The sequence below is a fragment of the Pseudomonas sp. Root329 genome, from assembly GCF_001424925.1.
Lineage (GTDB): Bacteria > Pseudomonadota > Gammaproteobacteria > Pseudomonadales > Pseudomonadaceae > Aquipseudomonas > Aquipseudomonas arabinosi.
On the sequence record NZ_LMCV01000012.1, the window covers coordinates 176,931 to 198,794 of the forward strand.

General features: G+C 54.6%; 19 protein-coding genes. 11 read left to right on the forward strand and 8 right to left on the reverse strand.

Annotated elements, in window-relative coordinates:
• Positions 1 to 26: 26 nt before the first annotated feature.
• The 6 genes from ASC74_RS12335 to ASC74_RS12360 form a co-directional block, all read right to left on the reverse strand.
• Positions 27 to 1,178, reverse strand: coding sequence for an MFS transporter (locus ASC74_RS12335; protein ID WP_056741617.1), 1,152 nt, complete (start codon positions 1,176 to 1,178; stop codon positions 27 to 29).
• A 98-nt stretch (positions 1,179 to 1,276) separates the two neighbouring features.
• A complete protein-coding gene (locus ASC74_RS12340) occupies positions 1,277 to 2,311 on the reverse strand; it encodes a GlxA family transcriptional regulator (protein ID WP_056741618.1) in 1,035 nt (344 codons plus the stop codon).
• Positions 2,312 to 2,359: 48 nt separating this feature from the next.
• Positions 2,360 to 3,709 (reverse strand): MmgE/PrpD family protein, encoded by a 1,350-nt coding sequence (locus tag ASC74_RS12345; protein WP_056741619.1) that lies wholly within the window; start codon positions 3,707 to 3,709, stop codon positions 2,360 to 2,362.
• Positions 3,710 to 3,796: 87 nt separating this feature from the next.
• On the reverse strand, positions 3,797 to 4,840 hold the full coding sequence (gene proX, locus ASC74_RS12350; protein ID WP_162247442.1) for a glycine betaine/L-proline ABC transporter substrate-binding protein ProX: 1,044 nt from the start codon (positions 4,838 to 4,840) through the stop codon (positions 3,797 to 3,799).
• 68 nt (positions 4,841 to 4,908) lie between these two features.
• Complete coding sequence (proW, locus tag ASC74_RS12355) at positions 4,909 to 5,874, reverse strand: glycine betaine/L-proline ABC transporter permease ProW (protein WP_056741621.1); 966 nt, start codon at positions 5,872 to 5,874, stop codon at positions 4,909 to 4,911.
• Positions 5,875 to 5,922: 48 nt separating this feature from the next.
• Entirely contained in the window at positions 5,923 to 6,960 is a 1,038-nt protein-coding gene (locus ASC74_RS12360) for a quaternary amine ABC transporter ATP-binding protein (protein WP_056741622.1), read from the reverse strand.
• 448 nt (positions 6,961 to 7,408) lie between these two features.
• Between ASC74_RS12360 and ASC74_RS12365 the strand changes: the two genes are divergently transcribed.
• Positions 7,409 to 8,371: a LysR family transcriptional regulator gene (locus tag ASC74_RS12365; RefSeq protein WP_056741623.1), complete on the forward strand. Its 963-nt coding sequence runs from the start codon at positions 7,409 to 7,411 to the stop codon at positions 8,369 to 8,371.
• Between the two features lie 90 nt (positions 8,372 to 8,461).
• Here the strand turns inward: ASC74_RS12365 and ASC74_RS12370 are convergent, their stop codons facing one another.
• Positions 8,462 to 9,697, reverse strand: coding sequence for an aromatic ring-hydroxylating oxygenase subunit alpha (locus ASC74_RS12370; protein WP_056741624.1), 1,236 nt, complete (start codon positions 9,695 to 9,697; stop codon positions 8,462 to 8,464).
• Positions 9,698 to 10,350: 653 nt separating this feature from the next.
• Here ASC74_RS12370 and ASC74_RS12375 point away from each other — a divergent pair.
• The 10 genes from ASC74_RS12375 (at position 10,351) to ASC74_RS12420 (ending at position 20,932) form a co-directional block, all read left to right on the forward strand.
• Positions 10,351 to 11,262, forward strand: a complete 912-nt coding sequence (locus ASC74_RS12375) for a dihydrodipicolinate synthase family protein (protein WP_056741625.1) — start codon at positions 10,351 to 10,353, stop codon at positions 11,260 to 11,262.
• On the forward strand, positions 11,255 to 12,772 hold the full coding sequence (locus ASC74_RS12380; RefSeq protein WP_056741626.1) for an aldehyde dehydrogenase: 1,518 nt from the start codon (positions 11,255 to 11,257) through the stop codon (positions 12,770 to 12,772). Before ASC74_RS12375 ends, ASC74_RS12380 begins: the two co-directional genes overlap by 8 nt.
• Positions 12,769 to 14,115, forward strand: a complete 1,347-nt coding sequence (locus ASC74_RS12385; protein WP_056741627.1) for an NAD(P)/FAD-dependent oxidoreductase — start codon at positions 12,769 to 12,771, stop codon at positions 14,113 to 14,115. Before ASC74_RS12380 ends, ASC74_RS12385 begins: the two co-directional genes overlap by 4 nt.
• A gap of 65 nt (positions 14,116 to 14,180) precedes the next feature.
• Positions 14,181 to 15,032, forward strand: a complete 852-nt coding sequence (locus ASC74_RS12390) for a glycine betaine ABC transporter substrate-binding protein (protein ID WP_056741628.1) — start codon at positions 14,181 to 14,183, stop codon at positions 15,030 to 15,032.
• A gap of 75 nt (positions 15,033 to 15,107) precedes the next feature.
• On the forward strand, positions 15,108 to 16,226 hold the full coding sequence (locus ASC74_RS12395; RefSeq protein WP_056741629.1) for a quaternary amine ABC transporter ATP-binding protein: 1,119 nt from the start codon (positions 15,108 to 15,110) through the stop codon (positions 16,224 to 16,226).
• Entirely contained in the window at positions 16,223 to 17,071 is an 849-nt protein-coding gene (locus ASC74_RS12400; protein WP_056741630.1) for an ABC transporter permease, read from the forward strand. The genes ASC74_RS12395 and ASC74_RS12400 overlap by 4 nt, the downstream gene beginning before the upstream one ends.
• On the forward strand, positions 17,068 to 17,916 hold the full coding sequence (locus ASC74_RS12405) for an ABC transporter permease (protein WP_056741631.1): 849 nt from the start codon (positions 17,068 to 17,070) through the stop codon (positions 17,914 to 17,916). Before ASC74_RS12400 ends, ASC74_RS12405 begins: the two co-directional genes overlap by 4 nt.
• A 12-nt stretch (positions 17,917 to 17,928) precedes the next feature.
• Positions 17,929 to 18,927, forward strand: a complete 999-nt coding sequence (locus tag ASC74_RS12410) for a 4-hydroxyproline epimerase (protein WP_056741632.1) — start codon at positions 17,929 to 17,931, stop codon at positions 18,925 to 18,927.
• 37 nt (positions 18,928 to 18,964) lie between these two features.
• A complete protein-coding gene (locus ASC74_RS12415; protein WP_177338854.1) occupies positions 18,965 to 19,978 on the forward strand; it encodes a GlxA family transcriptional regulator in 1,014 nt (337 codons plus the stop codon).
• A 36-nt stretch (positions 19,979 to 20,014) separates the two neighbouring features.
• Positions 20,015 to 20,932, forward strand: coding sequence for a DMT family transporter (locus ASC74_RS12420; RefSeq protein WP_082555811.1), 918 nt, complete (start codon positions 20,015 to 20,017; stop codon positions 20,930 to 20,932).
• Positions 20,933 to 21,104: 172 nt separating this feature from the next.
• On the opposite strand, the gene ASC74_RS12425 is transcribed toward ASC74_RS12420, so the two are convergent.
• A complete protein-coding gene (locus ASC74_RS12425; RefSeq protein WP_056741634.1) occupies positions 21,105 to 21,860 on the reverse strand; it encodes an SDR family NAD(P)-dependent oxidoreductase in 756 nt (251 codons plus the stop codon).
• Positions 21,861 to 21,864: the final 4 nt, after the last annotated feature.

Below are 21,864 nucleotides of genomic sequence, written 5' to 3' on the forward strand. Positions count from 1 at the left end.
TTGAAAGCGCGCCTGAAAAGATTCGGTTAATTGCGAAGTGATCGTGCTGTCGCACTGACAAAAACCAGCAGAACACTTACGCAGCCAAGAGCGAATGACAAGGTGCTCAGATGGGCGACGGCTCCGATAAATACGGGACCTATCAGAATCCCCGCGTAGCCCATCGAGATGACAGCGGGGATGGCTACCGCCTGTGGCATACGTTGCTGACGGCCTACAGCAGTAAAGAGCACAGGGACAATGTTTGAGCATCCAGCACCGACCAGAGCGTAGCCAATCAAGGACGCGGCCCAGCCCTCGATTCCAAGCGACACGATGATGCCTGCGGCTGCGCAGAGTCCGCCAAGCGCAACGACACGCACGCCCCCCAGTTTGCTGACGATGGCATCTCCTGTCAGGCGGCCCACCGTCATCGCAGCGGCGAAGGAGGCGTAGCCCAAGCCGGCGATGCTCGGCTCTAACCCTCGGCTCGAGACAAGGAAAACCGCGCTCCAGTCGAGGATTGCGCCTTCAGTGAGGAAGACGATGAAGCAGAGTGCCCCTAAAAACAGCACGATACCCTTGGGCACCGCGAACATGGGTCCACCCCGTTCAGTGCCATAAGTCAGCAAAGCAGGCGCTGCCTTGTAAAGCGCTCCCAAAACTGTGGCAACGATGCAGAGCGCGGCAATCAACGGATCCAGACCGAAGGTCAGCAGAGCAGTCATCGCCCCGGCGCCCAATATGCCTCCGACGCTATACAGGCCATGGAAGCCGGACTGAAGTGCCTGCCCGCTGTTTTTCTCGACGATGACGGACTGTATGTTCATGGCGCAATCAAGCATGCCCATGCTGGCCCCGAAGATAACGACAGCGATGACCAGGCCAGGCAGCCACGCCACGGTGCTCAACAGCGGAAAAACGGCACACAAGACAATCGTCGCCCAGATTACGACCGGTCTGCATCCATAGTGTGCAGTGAGATATCCAGCGAAGGGCATGGCCACAATAGATCCACCGCCCAGGCCAAGCAGCAGCAACCCCAGGCCACCATCGTCCAGGCCAGCGCGGGCTTTAACCAATGGAACCAGAGGCGCCCATGCGGACATGAGTAAGCCTGCGATAAGGAAGGCGATGCGTGTAGACATCCGCTCACTGTGGTTAGCCGCGGGTACCAACACCGGCGATGGAGCATTCATAATTTTCGGTAATCCTTGTCGATGATGCTAGCCATCGTTTACTCGGCTTAGACGGTGCGGGTTTCGTATGTTTGTCGCGTGCCCGGGTTTCGGAAAACTTAGCGCCTGCGCTCATACGTTGCTCGATAACTGCTTGGCGCGACGCCAAAGAAGTCACGGAAGCGCATATGGAAGTTGGCGAAACTACAGAAGCCGGTCGCAATCGCGATATCGGTGATCGGCCGATTGCTCTGAAGAATAAGCTGCCGCGCTCGAGTCAAGCGCAGCTCAAGGTAGTAGCGTGTGGGCGTAGCACCCACGAAACGGCAGAAGCGACGCTCCAATTGTCGTCGGGAAATGTTCACACATTCAGCCAGCTCGTCGATCGAAAGGGGCTCTTCGATATTCTTTTGCATCAGTTCTAAAGCGAGCTTCAGGGTTTGTGGCAAGGTGGGGTCAGAGTCAACGATTACAGTCGATATCCCAGACACTTCAGTGGTTTGATCGCAACTGAGTATTTCCTCGACAGCATGGGTCAACGACACGCCTTGTTTAGCGGTGATGAGCTCCAGCATCATGCGTAACGAGCTGCTGGCGCCGGCGCACGTGATGCGGTTTCGATCGATTACGTGCGTTCGACAAGAGACCAGCACCTTGGGGAAGACATCCTCCATCATCGCTCGTCCATCGGGATGGAAGGCACACTCGACACCGTCCATTAGCTGAGCTTCCGCCAGGAAAAATGCACCGTTCCACAAACCGCCCATGGTCGCACCAAGAGAGGCGACGTTACGCAGCTTGCGCCGTAATAGCGGGTCGCTGATCAGCTTCACTCGCAACCCACCGGCGACGATGAGAACATCGATACGATCCGGTAGTTGTGATAGCTCCAGGTCTGCTGAAATCGCAATTCCCAGATCGCTCATCACCAGACGGCTCCTGATGCCGACAGTCAACACTTCAAACGCTGGTGTTTCGCTAATCAGGTTGGCGGTCACCAGTGCATCGATAGCGCCGGTGAACGACATCATTGAGAAATTATTCAAAAGTACGAAAGCTACACGAGTCACCGCCTGCGGCTTTACTGGTTTCTCCGCCGTATAGGAGTACCCCATGTTTTTGTCTTTGAGCACGCTCTCGAATACGAATGGCATAAATCCTCTTTGACACCTTTACAAATAGCCAAGAAACCGTTGCGCAAACTAGGCAGCGGCTTTTGGAGCGGACAGCAACAAATCAAAGAATGATTGGCAGTCATCACTACCGGGCAAGGCTTCAACACTGTTCTTGATGGCATTGCTGAGTGTGGTTCCCAAGCTGTCATCAGCCAGTAAATGGTACTTAGCAGTGAGTTCGTCGCTCGACATAGGGTTGCCGGGGTCGCCCTTGGCTGTCGCGGTCGGGCTCGTAAGACGCGTGCCGTCTTTCAGGGTAACCGTGACGCGGGACAGAATTTCCTCTGGGAACCTGGCGGACAAGTCAGGCGCCTCATGAAGAGTTATTTTCTCGCTGATACTCAAGATGTCGGGCGCATGAATGGAATCTCCGGTGACCTCTTTAGGGCCCAGCTTCCCGCGAACGATCAAGGCAGCCAGCGGGAACGCCAGCGCATATTGGGCCTCGTCCGCATTCTTCGGAAAATGCCCCTGCAAACACACAGACTCGTGGAATGTTTCGACATCTATGGCCTCGATCAATTCAGCAGTGATGACTGGATGTGCTCGCATCAAATCGGTCATGGCCGTGAGTGCCGGTTGCGCCCAGCGACAGACGGGCCACGGTTTGAAATATTGCTCGTCGATCTCCCAGCGGGCTCCGATGTCCTGCCAGAAAGTGGAAATCTCCAAAGGTTCAACGGTGGCGGCTGGAGCGCCGGTGACACCGAGCTGTGCCATCAGTAGTGCGTTCAATCCGGCATACGCACCGGCACCGTGGGCGTCACGCAACATCGTCGGAAAACTCACCAGGCGCATCATCGGACACCTGGGGCCAAAATATTCCGCGATACCCAGTGCATGACGGAACGTCGTTTCATCAAGCTTCAGCAAGCGGGCGCCAGCGCAAACGACCCCGATCCCGGAAAAGGCACCTGACGCATGATACTCAGGGGCAGTGGCCATCAATGCCTGGCCCGCCCGCAAGGCGGTCTCGTAACCGATGCACAGGGCGCTGAGGAATTCCTCGCCGCTGATGTCTTTGCCCTGACTGCGATACGCATCTACCAATGCAACAATGGCCGGGACTACGGTTGCACCCGCATGCCCCTTGGAGGTGAAGTGACCTTCATGTGCATCCAGGCTATCAACACAGAAGCCACCTGCATACGCGGCGCCCAATGGATGTACGGCTCTGCCGTCGAACCAAAGGCGGCTGGACTGCTTGTTGGCAGAGTAGTGGGTGTCAGCGTAGGTTTTGAGCATCACGCTGGTTTGATTGTCGCGAGCACCGGCGGCCACACCAATGATGTCGAGCAGGCAAGTTTTAACCAACTCGCGTGTATGCAGGGGCGCGTCCTTGTAACTGAAATTCTGGACGAATGAATACAACTGCATTTCAATATTCCCGAGTGATGAACGCCGAAACGGATAAAAAAGTTGCCCGGTGAAGGGCAACCTTTTACGCAGCTTTATAAGAAGGGACTAATTCTTTGCGGTGGCGGTATTTGCCGCGGCGCGTGCGTCTGCCAGCCAGCTGTCGTATTTCGCGCGATGGGCCGCGATCCATTCTTTGGCGTGTCGGGTAATGTCAGCTGCACTTTTCTCACCATTGTGCATTTTGAGATTTTGCGCGCTTTCATCGTCGGTAGTGATCTGCATTTCAGACAGGAACTTCACGGCAGCCGGATTTTTCTCGGCGAACTCTTTGTTGATTACCGCTTTGACACTGTCTACCGCGAAACCAAGGTTTTTACCATTGAAGGTAGTGTTGACATCGTTTTTGCCACCTGGAAGATCAGTACGCGGCACGGTTAGCCACACAACATCTTTGCCTTCGACCAGAACACCGGAGATCCACTGAGGCACCCAGGTGTAATAGAGAATCGGCTTGCCTTGTTTATAGCGAGCGATGGTGTCAGCCATCAATGCAAAGTAGGAGCCCTGGTTATTTGTGACTGTTTTTTCCAGGCCATAGGCTTTCATATGGTGGGCAATGATCAGCTCACAGCCCCAACCGGGGTTACAACCTGTCAGGTCGGCTTTACCGTCGCCATTACTATCGAACAATTTGGCAATTTCTGGCTTTTTCAAATCTTCGATATTGGTGATGTGATACTCATCGGCCGTTTTCTTATCGATCATGTAGCCCTGCAACACGCCCGGCATAATGTCGCCGGTTTTCACCATCGTCTCATCGCCGCCGGCCTTCTGGTAGAAAGATTTGTGCAGCTCTTCCCACAGATGTACCGAGAAATCAGCGTCACCATTGGAAATTGCTACCATCATGGTGGAGTACTCGGTTTCCTTGGGTGTCTCAACGTCGTAGCCCAATTCCTTGAGACCCGCCATTGCAATCTCTCCGCGGAATCGCTCTTCGGCGATTGACGGGAAAATGGGAGTGATTGATACCCCTTTTCCGGGCAGCTGTGCCGTGGCGGCCGATGCGAAAACAGGTGAAACCGCTAGTACTAAAAGCGCCACAGAATGAATGAATTTCTGTTTTATTCCGACTGTTGTGAAGTTCATTATTGTTTACCTTGGCTGGATTACGAAGTTGGCATTTCTTTTGGTTCACGACGCGCCGACTAGCGGAGTTAGCTTTCTTTGGGACTGACTTCTATTTTCGTAACAGTGTTTTTTCTCTTTAGGCGATAAATGACACCCGCCGGACCTGTCTGGTACCAGTGCTCACCTTTGGTTGCCCTGTTACTGCGTTCGCCCATTGCCTGGGTCAGGCGGTCAAGGAAAATCGCCAGCAATACCAGCCCCAATCCACCGACGGTTGCCAAGCCCATATCAAGGCGGCCAATCCCGCGAAGTACCATCATTCCCAACCCGCCAACCGAAATCATTGATGCGATCACCACCATGGAAAGTGACAACATTAATGCCTGATTCAGACCCGCCATGATCGTCGGTGCAGCTAAAGGAAGTTGAACTCGCCTCAGCATCTGGCGTGGGGTACATCCGAAAGCCCGGGCGGCCTCAACCTTATCTTCCGGCACTTGGCGAATTCCCAGATTGGTAAGCCTGACCAGTGGTGCTACCGAAAAAATAATCGTGACCAGTACACCTGGTACGTTCCCGATACCGAACAGCATCACGACGGGTACCAGATAAACAAATGCTGGCAGTGTTTGCATGGCGTCGAGTACCGGACGCAGAAGCATCTCCAGTCGGTCACTACGGGCACACAGGACACCCAGCGGTATGCCAATAACTGCGCAGAAAAACAGTGAAGTGAGTACCAGGGCGAGGGTAATCATGGCGTCATTCCACACGCCGATCACGCCTAATAGAGTGAGAGTAACGAAGCACAGGATCCCTATTTTTCTCCCTCCTACCTGCCAGCCAAAGAGCGTCGCGATGATAATGAATATTGACGGAGGAATAGCCAGCAATCCGTACTGAATACCATTAAGTACCTGGTCGATAGGCCATCTTATCGAGCGAAATATCTCGCGGAAATTATGGACCATATAATTCAGGGCAACTTCTACCCATTGGCCCAAAGGGACGTTGATGGATTGAAACGGGTCTAGAAAACTGAATTCGTTCATGCTAATCACCTGAATGTCCGAGCCTGGCAAGCCAGCGAGTAGAGCCTATTAGTGACGGCTCATTGTCTGGAGCAGTAGGCTCTTGGATATCGTGCCTTTGAACACACCCTGGCGATCCAGCACGGCAACCGGATTAACTGCATCCGCAACGATGTGAAAGACGTCCTGCAGGAGTACATCGTCGCGCAGCGTAGGAGTGGATTGATCCATGGCGTACGGATGCTCTGCGCAAATTTTGGCAACATCACCAGCCTTGAGGATCTTCGAGGCATCAAAGCCTTTGAAGAAAGCCCTGACGTAATCGTTCGCGGGGTTGCACAGCAGCTCTTGTGGGGTACCGATCTGTACTACCCGGCCACCCTCCATGATCGCAATTCGATGGCCGATGCGAATCGCTTCGTCAATGTCATGGGAGATGAAGATGATGGTCCGATGTTGTTCTGCCTGCAGGCGGATCAGTTCGCCCTGCATTTCGTGGCGAATCAACGGGTCAAGTGCCGAGAAGGCTTCGTCCATCAGCAGGATGGCGGGGTCGTTGGCCAGCGCTCGGGCCAGGCCTACCCGCTGTTGCATGCCTCCGGACAGTTGGTGCGGATAGCTATAGGCGTGGCCCTCGAGCCCCACCTGTTTGAGTGCCTCAAGTGCGCGTTTATGCCGTTCACTTTCCTCTACACCCGAGATTTCCAGGCCAAAAGCAACATTGTCGATCACACTCATGTGGGGCATCAGGGCAAACGACTGAAACACCATGCTCATGTCTTTGCGGCGAACGCTGAGGAGATCAGCATCCGACAGACCGGTGATTTCCTGGCCGTTAAGATGGATCGTTCCGGAGGTTGGCTCGATCAGTCGATTGAACAACCGTACCATGGTCGACTTTCCAGAACCGGAAAGCCCCATGATGACGAAAATCTCTCCACGTTTTACGGAGAAACTGGCGTCGAAAACGCCAACGACTTGACCGGTTTTGCTGAAAATTTCATTTTTATCAGCACCGCGAGCCAGCATCTCCATCGCGAGCTTTGGCTGAGCGCCAAAGACTTTGTAAATGTTTTTTACTGAGAGTATCTCGTCACCAAGACTCATAACCCCTCCTGCTGCAAATACGACGTAAGATCAAGAATTTAGATATACGTATCTTAATCAGTTAAGACGGTGCTTATGGGGGCAGTCAAGCTGGGAGAAAGGTTGGGAGTTAGTCATTGTGACCATCCTCTTTATTATGTGATGTTTATTATTGTTGTTTTATCGGCGCTGAATTAAGCAGTTCCTTGAGACCCAAGTTATTACCTTATAGAGTCAGCGTCTAACAACATTTCTTCCAGCCAATCAATAACGTCATGTTATCAATCCATTAATCGTATCAATTTGCGACTGCGACAGTGCTGGTTGCGAAGGCGACTGCCGCTGGCCCTGTCTTAGACCCTCTATTTCAGCTACGCTCCAGCGTAGGCTCTAGGTGGAACCCTCTCGCCGATCTCGTCCCCAACGGCCCTCCAAATGGCCCCGAACCGGATATTCAATACTCTAGGTTATGGTTAAGCACATCGATCCAGATATGACGCTGCTGAAAATGCCGTCTCTGAAAGCAGTAAAGTCATTCGTAGCCGCCGCCAAATATCAGAGCTTTACGCGTGCGGCTGAAGCGCTGTGCGTTACTCAAGCGGCAATCAGCCGTCAGATTCGGGAACTTGAGGCGTACCTTGGGGTGGATCTCTTCAAGAGGGTGGGGCGCGCAGTCGAGTTGACGGAAGCCGGAACCATTTTTTTTGATGCTGCACAGATTTCTTTCGTCAACATTTCCCAAGCGGCGGAGCGCATTCGCACCAACAATGCAGGCAAGCGCACGTTGACACTTTGCTGTTCTCCCGCGTTTTCAGCCCTCTGGCTCGCAGCGAAGCTACCGGGGTTTTTTACCAAGAACGCAGACATCGACCTCAATCTGGTAACCACTCAAAATTTCTTGTCGATGGAACCTGGGGTAACGCCGGACATCTTCATCACCAAAATGGCCAGGGTTCAGGATGGTTACCGCAGTTATCCGTTGTTTCATGACGTCATCTACCCGGTGTGCACGCCTCGTTACAAAGAGGAGCACCCTGAACTGTCCAGCCTGGAAGGCATACGCGACGGGGTTTTGCTAAACCTCAGTCCCTATGGCAGATCCCAGGTAGCGGAGCACGTTGACTGGGGCGTTTGGCTGGCTTATCACGATGTTGATATCGAGAAACGCCCCCACGACAGCCCTCACGTTTTCAACGCGAATGACTACAACCTGGTGATTAGCATGGTGTTAACCCATCAAGGCGTAGCGCTGGGATGGAATCACCTGGTCGAAAACCTGATCGAAAACGGCACGCTGATTCGTCCGATCGAAGAAGAAGTGGTTCTCCATGAAAGTCAGCACTATCTGACATTTCGAGAAGACCGGATCAATGATGACGCGTGTTGTCGGCTACGCGACTGGATTCTCACCCAGTTTTCCGGAGCTGTTTAGAAGACAGGAGCACTGGCGGAGCAGTGACTCGGATGGCGTGGATGTACCGGTGGTGATCATTCGTGGTTCTCACCACCGGCAGTGTTGTCCTTAGCCGACAGATCTTAACGGGATCGTGTCGTTGAGCTGCTCAAGCATCGTTTTGCAGTACCAATCATCAAACTGGCACACACCAATTTCGCTGGCCACCGACAATGGGCCTGGCTCATAAGCAGGAGAGCTGACGCCGACCTGTGCGCCTTCAACCAAGGTGCGATCCTGGTCATTGGTTGCAAGCCAAACCTTGGTCAAGCGATCGATGTCGTAGTCGACACCTTTCTGCGCGTCCTTCTTGACGAGCCATTTTGTAGTGACCATTGTCTCGCCCGGACCAAGGGGCAGGACGCGGAAGCTCAGCGCGTGATCGCCCAGAAAGTGGTTCCAGGTTGATGGGTAGTTGAAATAAAGCAGGGCACCGATGTTGGCTTCACCGGTTGTGTCCAACCGGCCAGCGACCGCAGGCTTGCCATCCATGGTGTAGCTGACCGCCCCGGAAAACAGCGGGATGCGCGTCATTCGGAAACGACCTTCATCATCCATGACCAATCGGCTAGGCAAACCTGCAGCTTCGCAGCGATCCCAGTGCTCTTTGAGTTCGAGATCTTCATCGCCGCCGGCGCCGCCCACTGATGGGTTGTCCACGAATGAGTTCATCAATTCCGGGTGAGTAAAATCGCAGTGGTAACACTCGCGGTTGTTCTCGAAAACCAGTTTCCAGTTGCCTTTCTCGATGATGTTCGACTCAAACGCGACTTTGCAGTCGTCCAGGTTATGAGGCGCAACGAAAGGCGTCAGAGATTTTCTGAACGACGAAAAGTCTGGGGCGACATCAGCGACGCACACATAGATGTAGGTTTCAACGACCTCACAATGCACGGGTTTCAACCCATGCTGAGACTTGTCGAAATCCTCCGCCATGTTCCCGGCGAACAGCAGGCGGCCATCCAGCTCGAATGTCCATTTGTGGTAAGGGCACACCAGCTTGGCGACCTTGCCGCTGGCTTCCGGGCACACCTTGGAACCGCGATGTCGGCAGGCGTTGTGGAAGGCCCGAATCTGCTTGTCTGCGCCGCGCACGATAGCGACAGGGTAATCGCCGATTTGCAGCGACAGGTACTGACCCGACTTCTCCAGCTCAAATGTGTGCCCTGCGAAAATCCAGCTTTTGTGCCAGATCTGTTCCAGATCCTGCCTGTAAACGTCTGGATCGCTATAAAGGGCACCTGGCAGCGCGTGGTCAGGCTTACGCTGCGCGATAAGATTTGAAACTGCCGATTTAGTGCTCACGGTCAACACACTCCAAAATACCAAAGGGGCGACACATTCAGCCTGCTCAGCGAGGTGAGGCCAAACGGTCTTGAGTTCGCAGTACCGTCTGTGGATGCAAGCCCATCAAACCGTGCTGCTTCTATCCGCGAATCCTTACTAATGCAGACATTTCTGTAATGCCGATGTTGCATCAATAGCAATTTTTCTACTGCGCCTTATTCAAGCCCGGGCAGACAGATTCTAATTAATGGAACGAATGTACGAGAAATCTCTTATCCAATTCGTCGGTAGAATATCGCTGTTGTAAGGCTACGACGACAATCATGCATCAACAAGAAACATTTACTCTTATCAATGCATAAACAAATGTTATCGATTGACGTCGGGGCGCTGATGCGAAAATTTCAAATCATTGAAAACAAAGGAGAAATTATTTTTCAGTATGTATGAAGCACCCCTCTAGAGATGTATACGCCAGCAATCCACTCTATTGACCGCCTTCTTTGCCCATGCCAGTCTGGATTCAACAGTTAACCAAAGTGCCGTAGTTGATCCCGTGTTTGAGCATTGGGAACTGTCCCGTGAAAACATGGAGATGTTTATCGCGCCTCAGGCATCAAAGCTAACGCGCTCGTTGATCTTCCACCTAACTCGCATTCGGAGCATTTATCTTGAAATTTGAAGGTATTTATACGCCAGCAGTAACTCCTTATAACTCTGATGGGGAGATTGACTGGAATGTATACTCGGAAGTTTTGGAGTCGCTGATTGAGGCGAAAGTGCACGGCATTATTATTGGCGGGTCGACCGGCGAGTATTATGCGCAGACCGCCGAAGAGCGCACCGAGTTGGCGGCCTACGCCAAAGACGTGATCGGCACTCGGGTGCAACTGATCGTCAGTACCGGGGCGATTCGCACCGAAGATGCGGTTCAGTACGCCAAGGATGCCAAAGCGATCAAAGCGGACGCCATTCTCGTCACGACTCCGCCTTATGCGCTGCCAACCTCACAGGAAAACGCGATTCACGCGCTCACTATCGATCGCGCAGCGGACTTGCCGATCATGCTTTACAACTATCCGGGGCGCATGTGTGTGTCGATGGATGAAGAGTATTTCACGCGTGTCAGCCAATCGAAAAACGTCGTCGCCATCAAGGAAAGTTCCGGCGACATGGGCCAGGTGCATATGCTGGCCCGGCAGTTCCCCAACATCGCCTTGTCTTGCGGATGGGACGACCAGGCCCTCGAGTTTTTTGCCTGGGGCGCCCGCAGTTGGGTGTGCGCAGGTTCCAACTTCCTGCCCAGGGAACACGTTGCGCTTTATGAAGCCTGCGTGATCGAAAAGAACTTCGACAAAGGCCGTCAAATCATGTCGGCAATGATGCCGCTGATGAATGCCCTGGACGGTGGCAAGTTCGTGCAGTCGATCAAGTACGGCTGCGAAGTTGCCGGATTGAAAGTCGGTAACGTGCGCCTGCCATTGCAGCCACTTGAGGCGGACGAAAAGCAGCGCTTCGCGTCGGTCATTACTGAACTCAAACGTAACGTAGCCAACATTTCTTCGGGAGCCAGCCATGGGTGATCTTCTGAGCAAGGCCGAATATGCCGCTCTGGCCAAAGACATTTCGTTGCCATCCAAGGCGTTCATCAATGGCGCGTTCAAGCCCGCGATCTCGGGCAAAACCTTCGCCACGAACAATCCGGCGACCGGTGACTTTTTGACCGACGTCGCAGCGTGTTCGTCCGATGATGTCGACTTCGCGGTGAGCAATGCCAAGGAGGCCTTTGAGGATGGACGCTGGAGATCGATTTCTCCTCGGGAGCGCAAAGCGGTTCTGTTGAAGTTTGCAAACCTGCTTGAAAGCCATCAACACGAACTGGCCGTCCTCGAAAGTCTCGACAGCGGCAAACCGGTCAGTGAATGTCAGTTGGTCGACATCCCGGACACCATCCACACGATCCGCTGGCACGCAGAACTGATCGACAAGATTTATGACAACACCGCCCCGGTGGGCAGCGACGCGCTGACCATGGTAGTTCGGGAGCCAATCGGCGTAGTGGGCTGCGTATTGCCCTGGAACTTCCCACTGCTGATGCTGGCCTGGAAAATCGGCCCAGCCCTTGCTGCTGGCTGTTCGGTCATCGTCAAACCTGCCGAACAAACCTCGCTGACCACCTTGCGTGTCGCTCAGCTGGCGTTTGAAGCCGGTATACCCGCTGGTGTACTCAACATTGTGACCGGCACGGGCAAAGAGGTCGGTGAGCCGATCGGTTTGCATAACGACGTCGACATGGTGAGCTTCACCGGTTCCACCGCGACCGGCCGACGCTTCCTGCATTACGCCGCCGATTCGAACCTGAAGCGCATCGTCCTTGAGTGCGGCGGAAAAAACCCGGCCGTGGTGATGGACGATGCCCAGGATCTGGATCTCGTTGCTCAGCATGTCGTCAACGGCGCGTTCTGGAACATGGGCGAAAACTGCTCCGCGACTTCTCGTCTGATCGTCCACGCGTCTGTTAAAGACGAACTGCTGGAGCGCATGGGCGCCTACATCCGCGAATGGAAGATGGGCGATCCACTCGATCCGCAGAACCGCGTAGGGTCGCTTGTCAGCCCAGAGCATTTTGCCAAAGTGAAGTCGTACCTTGAGCACGCCGCCGCCGGAAAGCTTGAAGTGGTTTACGGTGGCGCGACCAAAGACGGTGCCTTTGTAGAGCCAACGGTGATTGACGGTGTTGGTCGAGACAACCGGCTGTTCCAGGAAGAGATCTTCGGCCCGATTCTCTCGGTCACCTCCTTCAACACGATCTCCGAAGCCATTGCGCTGGCCAATGACACGGTATATGGCCTGGCGGCCTCTGTTTACACCGGCAGTCTGCGGCGGGCAATCAAGTTGTCGCGGGAAATCCGCGCCGGCATCGTCACCGTGAACTGCTTTGGCGAGGGCGATGCATCCACGCCTTTCGGTGGCTACAAAGAGTCAGGCTTCGGCGGTCGGGACAAATCGATTTTTGCCCACGATCAATACACCGAAATCAAAACCATCTGGATCGATGTGTCTGATCGGTCGGATGAAGAGACCGAAAAATGAGCACCCATACCATCAAGCGCCTGCCGGTAGACACCGGGGTTTCAGGTTGGGAGGCGATTTCCACACGCACTGCGCCTGTCCGCATGCTTGATGGAAACGTGACGGCGGACTGGCTGATTATCGGGGCCGGTTTTGCCGGCCTGTCTGCCGCTCGCAGACTTTCACAGCTACACCCGGGTGACAGCATTGTTGTGGTCGATGCGCATGAAGTCGCCAAGGGGCCGTCGGGCAGAAACTCTGGTTTCATGATCGATGTGCCGCACAGTCTGTCGTCCGGGGAATACTCCGTGGCGAGTGAGTCTGCAACGGCGCTGGAAATCACGCAAAATCGTTTTGCAATTGCTTTTGCCGCGGAAGCCGCACGCGAGTACGGCATGTCCCCAGGCACCTTCGACCCTTCAGGGAAGATCAACGCGGCTGCCACTGAGCGTGGACTGAAGCTGAACGTCAATTACGCCAAATCCCTTGAGCGCATTGGCGAAAAGTTCGAGATGTTTGATGCCACGCAGATGCGTGAAATCACCGGGTCCACCTATTACCACGGTGGGATCTACACGCCCGGCGCAGTGATGATTCAACCCGCGCAATACATTCGAGACCTGGCAGCAGGGCTCGAAGGGAAAATCACGCTGTTCGAACGCTCTCCGATTATTGAATTGACCAAGCAGGGAAGTGGCTGGAGCGCTCGATCTCATAACGGGACGGTGCACGCACCCAAGGTCATCCTGGGGGTTAACGGGCACATTGAAGACTTTGGCCATTATCAAGGACGCCTGTTGCACGTCTTCACTTACGCTTCCATGACGGCGGCTTACAGTGATGATGCATTCAGGAAAGAGGTGCCGGGCAAAGCCAGGTGGGCGTTGTTGCCGGCGGATCCAATGGGCGCGACCGTTCGCAAGATCTCTTCAGACGGTCTCTCGCGTATCGTCATCCGGACAAAGTTCACCTATGACCCGAGTATCCAGGTCACTCCAGAGCGGGTAGCTGCGGTGGCCAAAGAACAGCGACACTCCTTGGATGCCCGCTTTCCCGAATTGAAATCCACTGCGTTGGAATTCAGTTGGGCCGGCCGTCTGTGTCTGAGTCGGAACAGCGCAGCTGCATTTGGCGAAATTGAAGAAAACCTGTACTCGGCTTGCTGCGAAAATGGACTGGGTACTGTGAAAAGCACCCTGGCAGGTGTGATGGCTGCGGAGTTGGCATCGGGTACGCGTTCGGAGTTTCTCGATAGCTTCAGTCACGCACCAGGCCCCAGCAAGCTGCCCCCCAAGATAATAACGAAACTGGGCGTCAGTTCGGTTATTCGCTGGCATGAGTTTTGGGCCGGGCGAGAAGGCTAACAAGTTAAGTCGTCGGCTTTTCCAATAAAGGCGGTTTAAAGTCATTAATAAGAACGGAATAATCCATGAGAAATATCTGGAAGGCATTCTGCGCGCTCGCGTTTGTGGGCGTGATGAGTTTGCAGGCACACGCTGAAGAAAAAAACATAGTAATGGGCACCATGTCTTGGGAGGACTTGGTGCCTATCAGCGGCATTACCAAGAAGGTACTCGAGAACGCTGGATATACCGTAAAAGTCGTGGAGTTTTCCGAGTGGGGTATCGCCTACGCTGCACTCAGCAAAGGGGATATTCAGGTGTTGGCCTCCCAGATTGATTACGCCGCCGCCGATTATTGGAAAAAGAACAAGAACAAAATCGAGAAGCTGTCACCGGTCTCCTTTGGTCTTTATCAGGGCATGGCAGTACCCAGTTACGTAGACATTGACTCCATCGAACAGCTGAATGCAAACGCGGACAAACTGGGGAACAGAATCATAGGCATCGAGCCTGGTTCGGGTCTGATGAGTGACGCGAACAACGTGGTCAAAGCGTACGACATCAAGCTCAAGCTGGTCGAAGGCAGTACTTCCGCCATGACCGCGGCTTTGAAGTCGGCAGTCGACCGCAAAGAATGGGTGGCAGTCACCGTCTGGGATCCATCGTGGATGACCAAGAAATTTGATCTCAAGTTCTTGAAAGATCCAAAAGGGGTCTTCCCACCATTGCAGGGTTATTACTGGATCGGACACAAAGGCTTCGCTGAAGCCAATCCGCGTGCGCGTGAACTAATGGCTAGCGTATATGTACCTATCACGGACATCACCGCGATGAATGCTGAAGTCAAGGATGGCAAGACCATGGACGAGGCTATCAAGGGCTGGATTGACAGTCATACCGATCTTGTAAATCGTTGGGGAAATATCAAGAACTATTAAGTTTTGTTTGTTTGCCACTGCCGCCCTTTGATTAATTAAAGAAACCAGCAAACAACTGGTTCGATGGATTGCGAAATGACAATGGCCACAATTAATACTGACGAAGTGCTGGTAGATTGCCAGTCGGTTTGGAAAATCTTCGGTAAAAATGCACCGGCAGCCATGGATGCGGTGGTGCAGCAGGGTCTTTCAAAGACCCAGATCCTGCAAAACTACGGCTGCGTGGTCGGGGTTTCCGATGTCAGTCTCCAGGTTCGCCGGGGGGAAATCTTTTGCATCATGGGTTTGTCCGGCAGTGGCAAATCCACCCTTATTAGGCTGCTGAACAAGCTGATCACCCCTAGCTCGGGGAAGGTGCTGGTCAAAGGCAAAGACGTTTCATCCTTGTCGCCGGCACAGCTGCGAGAGGTGAGGGCGCGTCACATCGGTATGGTCTTTCAAAGCGTTGCCTTGCTACCTAACCGTACGGTTCTTGAGAACACCGCGTTTGGCCTGGAAGTGCAGGGTGTGGGCAAGGCCGAGCGTTACAAAGTGGCCGAGCAGGCGCTGGCGAAGGTTGGATTGAGCGAGTGGACTTCGCGCTATCCCAGCGAGCTGTCCGGGGGCATGCAGCAACGAGTCGGGCTGGCGCGCGCACTGACTGCCGATCCAGAAGTGATTTTGATGGATGAGCCGTTCAGCGCGCTTGATCCGCTGATTCGCCGACAGTTGCAGGATGAGTTCCGCCAGTTGACCAAGGAACTGGGCAAGTCCGCGGTGTTTATTACACACGACCTGGACGAGGCCATCCGCATTGGTGATCGCATTGCGATCATGAAGGATGGCGCCATCATTCAGGTCGGCACCGCCGAGGAGATCGTGCTCAATCCGGCTGACGACTACGTGGCGGAATTTGTCGCCGGCATTTCCCGACTGCATCTGGTGAAGGCTCACTCGGTCATGACGTCGGTCCAGGCCTACAAGGCAGCTCACCCGACATGTGACATCTCCAGGCTCACCAAAACCTCGCTTGACGCCGATATCAACGAACTTATCGGATTGACGATGAAGTCCGAGCGCGACGCGCTCGCCGTCGTCGATAACGGAACAGTGGTGGGGATCATTACCCCGCGTGATCTGCTGCGGGGCGTGCAAGGTATTCCCAATGAATTGGCGCTCGTAGTAACTGCCAATGCGATGGAGGCGTCCGCATGAGCACGCCGGATTTTTCCAGTCAGTTCGATGCATCCATTGATACGGGGCTGGAATGGCTTTCAGATAATGGCGAGTTCGTGTTCGATGCCGTCAATGCGGTGCTGAATGGCATTTACCAAGGCGTGCTGTGGTGTATCGCTTATCCCGCGCATTACGTCGTGGCGATTGTCCTGGCGTTGATTGGCTGGCGTGTGGTCGGCGTCCGCTTCGCGATTCTCTCAGGTCTGGCATTGTTGCTGTGCGACCTCATCGGTTTGTGGCCAGAGACAGTCAGTACGCTTGCACTGGTGCTCACCGCTACTGTGTTGGCACTGACGGTCGCCATTCCGCTGGGAGTCGTCGCGGGTCTGGCGCCGGCCTTTGATCGTGTGGTTGATCCTTGTCTGGATTTGATCCAGACGATGCCGCCCTACATCTACTTGCTACCGGCCATTGCGCTGCTCGGCTACGGCCCCGCCACGGCGCTGTTGGCGACTTTTATCGTCGCGCTTCCCCCTGCTCTACGACTGACCTCCCTGGGTATTCGCATGACGCCCAAGGAGTTCATCGAATTGGGAGATGCCAGCGGCGTAACTGGAATGCAGATGTTTTTCAAGATCCGCTTACCGTTCGCCATGCCCAGCATCATGGCCGGCGTTAACCAAAGCCTGATGATGGCATTCGGCATGGTTGTTATTGCCGGCATTGTAGGTTCGGGCGGTTTGGGCGAGGCGATTTACGGGTCCGTTCGTACTTTGGATATCGCCAAGTCGATCAACGCAGCCATCGCTATCGTCATTCTGACCATGATTCTGGATCGTCTGGCGCAGAGCGCCGCACAGTCGCGGGTGGGGGCATCTCAATGACAACGCACATTCAATTTTCTCCAGGCGATTACCTGGCGCCTGCCGTTGATTGGCTGAACACGAATTTACATGGCTTGTTCAAAGGGATCAGTCAGGTCGTTGAGGCGGTACTCGGTGCAGTGGAGGGAGCGCTGCTTGCTCCCCATCCGTATTTATTCATCGGTATTGTCGTCGTCGCAGCGTTCTTTTTTGCCAATAAGCGGGTCGCTGTTTTCGCTGCGGTGATGTTGGCTTTCTGTTTGTTCGCAGGCCTGTGGATCGCGTCCATCCAGACGATCGCGCTCGTCAGTGTGGCGGTCCTGATCTCGGTGGCCATCGCTTTCCCGCTGGGGGTTCTAGCTGCCCGGGTGAAGCGTGTAGATGAAGCGTTGCTGCCGATTCTGAACATCATGCAAACGGTACCGCCCTGGGTTTACCTGATCCCCGCAGTGATGCTGTTCAGCTTGGGGCGGGTGCCCGCGATCATTGCAACGATTGTTTACGGCATCCCGCCGATGCTCAGATTGACGACCCTTGCCTTCAAGCAGTTACCCAAGGATCTCCTTGAGTTGGGCCAGGCATCCGGTGCTTCACCTAAAGACATTCTGTTCAAAATCGAACTGCCAACTGCTGCACCCACGCTGTTGGTAGGCCTGAACCAATGCATCCTCATGTCGCTGGCGATGGTGGTGTTGGCCGGTCTGGTGGGGGCAGGCGGTCTGGGGGCTGAAGTGACCCGTGGCCTCTCCAGAATGGAGATGGGCCTGGGGCTGCGAGCAGGTTTGGCCATTGTCGCTATTGCGCTGCTGCTGGATCGACTGTCACGGGGCGCGTTGCAGCGTCACTCTCCCAGCAAACTCCTTTGAAAGGGCATCAGTATGAGACGCAGCTTTTTTTGCATTGATTCGCACGCTTGCGGCAACCCGGTTCGGGTCGTAGCGGGCGGAGCACCGCTGATGCCCTCCGTATCGATGGCGGAGCGGCGCGATATTTTCGTGCGCGACCACGACTGGGTGCGCACCGCATTGATGTTCGAGCCCCGGGGGCACGACATCATGTCTGGCGTCATCATCTATCCATCGGTACGTGATGACTGTGACTTCGGTGCGTTGTTTATCGAAGTCAGCGGCTGCCTGCCGATGTGTGGCGCGGGCACCATCGGATTATCGACCGTGGTCATTGAAGAAGGCTTGGTGACACCTCGTGAGCCGGGAAAACTGGCCATTGAAACACCAGCGGGACGGGTCGATGTCGAATACACCATGGGCGGTGAATTTGTTGAGTCGATTCGCTTGTTCAACGTATCCAGCTACCTGCACAGCGCCGATGTGGTGGTGGAAGTACCTGGTATTGGTGCGTTTACGGTGGACATCGCCTACGGCGGGAATTTCTACGCGGTGGTCGAACCACAGGAGTGCTGGGCTGGATTCGAAGGGCAGACGACGGCTGACATCGTGGGGTTGAGCCAGAAGCTGCGCGCAGCGCTCTCGGCCATTTGTGACCCGGTGCATCCAGAGAACAGCAGAATCAGTGGTGTTCATCACATCATCTGGTGTGACAAACCACAGAGCAGAACCGTGCATGGACGCTGTGCCGTGTTCTACGGTGATAAAGCTATTGATCGTTCTCCCGGCGGCACCGGTACCTCGGCCCGGATGGCTCAGCTCTTCGCAAAGGGGCGGCTGAACGTCGGCGACGTTTATCGACTCGAAAGTCTGATCGGTACGATCTACGAAGGAAAGGTTGAGGCATCAGTAAAAGTCGGAACCTTTGACGGCATGAATCCAAGTGTCAGCGGCTGGGCTGAAGTGATAGGTCACAACACCATTTTCGTTGATGACAAAGACCCTCTGGCCCACGGTTTCCAGCTCGCATAGACAGTGCGTTCGTTAGAGTAAAGAAGCGAGGCGTAACGTGATCGAGCGACGAGATTTCAGTGGGTGTATGAAAGGTAAAAACCTGCGCTATGTGGAAGAGACTCGGGGTGAGCCGAAGGCTCATGCCCGGGCAGGATTTTTACTGCTCGAAAACTTTTCGCTGCCTGCATTTACGCAAGCTCTGGATACGATTGTCACTGCCAACCTCTTGCGTCCCACGTTGTTCTCTTCACGAACCTTCGGGGTGCAGGACGGAGAGGTCACCAGCGACCTTGGCCTGGTCATTCGACCGGATGCGCGTTTGGACTTCGCAGCACTCAAAGACCTTAATTTGCTGGTCATATGCGGCGGCTACCGCACCGAACTCAAAGTCAATCACGAGCTGATCAGCCTCCTCAAAATGGCATCAGAACTGGGTATCACACTGGCCGGGCTGTGGAATGGGGCGTGGTTTTTGGGCGTGTCAGGTTTGCTTGAAGGGTATCGTTGTGCGATTCACCCCGAGCACCGACCCGCGCTCGCAGAAATCTCAAAAGTCACGCATGTCACCAGTGAAGCATTTGTCATGGATCGCGACCGGCTCACGGCCTCGAGTCCGGCGGGTGCTTTTCATATGGCTCTCGAGTGGATCAAAGGGCTGCACGGCAAGGCGCTTGTCGAGGGCATCGAAGACATTCTGTCTTTCGAAGAATCGCGGTATCGGCGTATCAAACCGACACAGAACATCTCGTTGAGCGCCCCCCTTAAAGAGGTGGTCAAGCTGATGGACGCCAACCTTGAAGAGCCGTTGCAAATGGACCAACTGGCGGTCTATGCCGGACGTTCCCGTCGACAAATAGAGCGCTTGTTCAAAGAACAACTGGGTACCACACCGCAACGGTATTACCTGGAATTACGCATTACCGAAGCACGGCGATTGCTTCAGCACACTGAGCTGTCTCAGGTTGATGTGCTGGTCGCATGCGGCTTTGTTTCGCCGAGCCATTTCAGTAAATGCTACAGCTCGTATTTTGGTTACCGGCCATCGAGAGAAATGCGGCTGGTGAAGTAAAAAACGGGCTGTCGCAGAAATTTTAAGGAGGAGGGCATGACCGAGTTGCGATTGAAGTGTGACCGAACAAAAAATGCTGCGCCCACCGTTGCTGCTAGTCCTGGGGTCGCAAGGCCCCAACTCGGTATCTTCTTATGCCTGCTTTCAATGCTTATCTTTGCGAGCCAGGACGGCATAACCAAGGTGCTTGTCAAAGACTTCCCGGTCGCCCAACTGGTCATGGTGCGTTATTGGGTGTTTGTCGTTTTTGCCCTCGGATATGCCGCCTACCTGGGGCGGGTCAAGGAATCGTTTCGGAGTAAGCACCCTTGGCTGCAAATCATTCGAGCACTGTTAGCCGTAGGTGAAACCCTACTGTTTGCGGTGGGGCTACGATATTTGGGCCTGGCCGAAATGCACGCGCTCTATGCCGTATTTCCACTGATGACACTGGCCCTGGCGGGGACAGTGCTTGGGGAGTTCATAGGTCTGCGGCGCTGGGTTGCAGCGGCCATAGGGTTCACCGGCACATTGATCATTCTCCGACCAGGCGCGAGCGTCTTTGAGCTCGCGGCACTGATCCCGTTGCTGGCTGCTTTGGCGTTCGCGGTGTTCAACGTACTGACGCGCCGGATTAGCCAGCACGACTCCTTTGCTACGAACATGCTTTTTATGGCAACTGTGGGTGCGCTGACGGTCACATTTGCGGGGCTACCCGCATGGGTTACTCCGACTCCCGTCCAAGGCCTCTTGATGGGGATCCTGTCATTGACGGGAGTAATCGCTCAGATTCTCCTCATTCAAGCACTGAAATACGCTACCGCTTCTACGCTGCAGCCTTTCAACTATGCGCTTCTGGTGTTCGCCACGTTGATCGGTGTGATCGTTTTTGCCGAGCACCCTGATTTGTGGGTGGTTGTTGGAGCAGCGTTGGTAATTATTGGTGGGCTGTATGCGATTAAAGCGAAGGCGTGACATGCAGTACGCCTTTCTATTGCCTTGTGGAGTTGTGCCGGGTCTGCGTTGTAGACATTACGGCTGATCGTCAATGTGCAAAATGTTGCCGCGGGCCACAACAGTCTGGCTCCGCGCAACCTGCAACGGAGGTGGGTGGGTGACCCCTCCGCCGCAAGTCAGGTTGATTCGATCAAAACGGCAGTGGCAGTTTCGCCGTGCGACCCCCATCCACCACCAGCACTTGCCCGGTGATGAAGGCCGATGATTCGGAGGCCAGGAAAACGACTGTCCCGCCAACATCCGCCGGCAATCCGGTACGTCCGACCGGGTGAAGGCGCAGGAGTGCCTGGCGCGCCGCACGCGGATCATCTTGAGCCGCGAGGTATGCATCACTCAACTCGGAATTGATCCAACCCGGAGCAATGGCATTGCAGCGGATGCGGTCCCGGCCGAGATCGACTGCCAAGGCTCGGGTCAGCCCATGGATGCCAGCCTTGGAGGCACAGTACGCGGCATGTTCAGGGTTGGCGCCTATCCCTTCGATCGACCCGATGTTGATGATGCTGCCACCGCCTCGCAGACGCATCTGGGGCACCAACGCCTTGCACAAGAATGCTGGCGCCCGCAGATTGACTGCCATCATGCGATCCCAGTCCTGTTCGGTCATATCATCAATGGATTTCTCGAACATGAACCCGGCGTTGTTAACCAATACATCGATTCCGCCAAGCTGCTCCTGGGCGAACTGTGCAATCAAACCGGGTGACTCCATCGAGGCGAGATCAGCCTCGACGAAATAGACTCGGGGGTGATCTCGCAAGTCGTCGTCCAGTGCCTGGCGCTGAGCGATCAACACAGAAGCTCCCGCCTCAAGCAATTGTTCGGTGATGCCTCGACCAATCCCTCTGCCGCCCCCGGTCACCACTACATTTTTTCCGTTGAGCATCGCT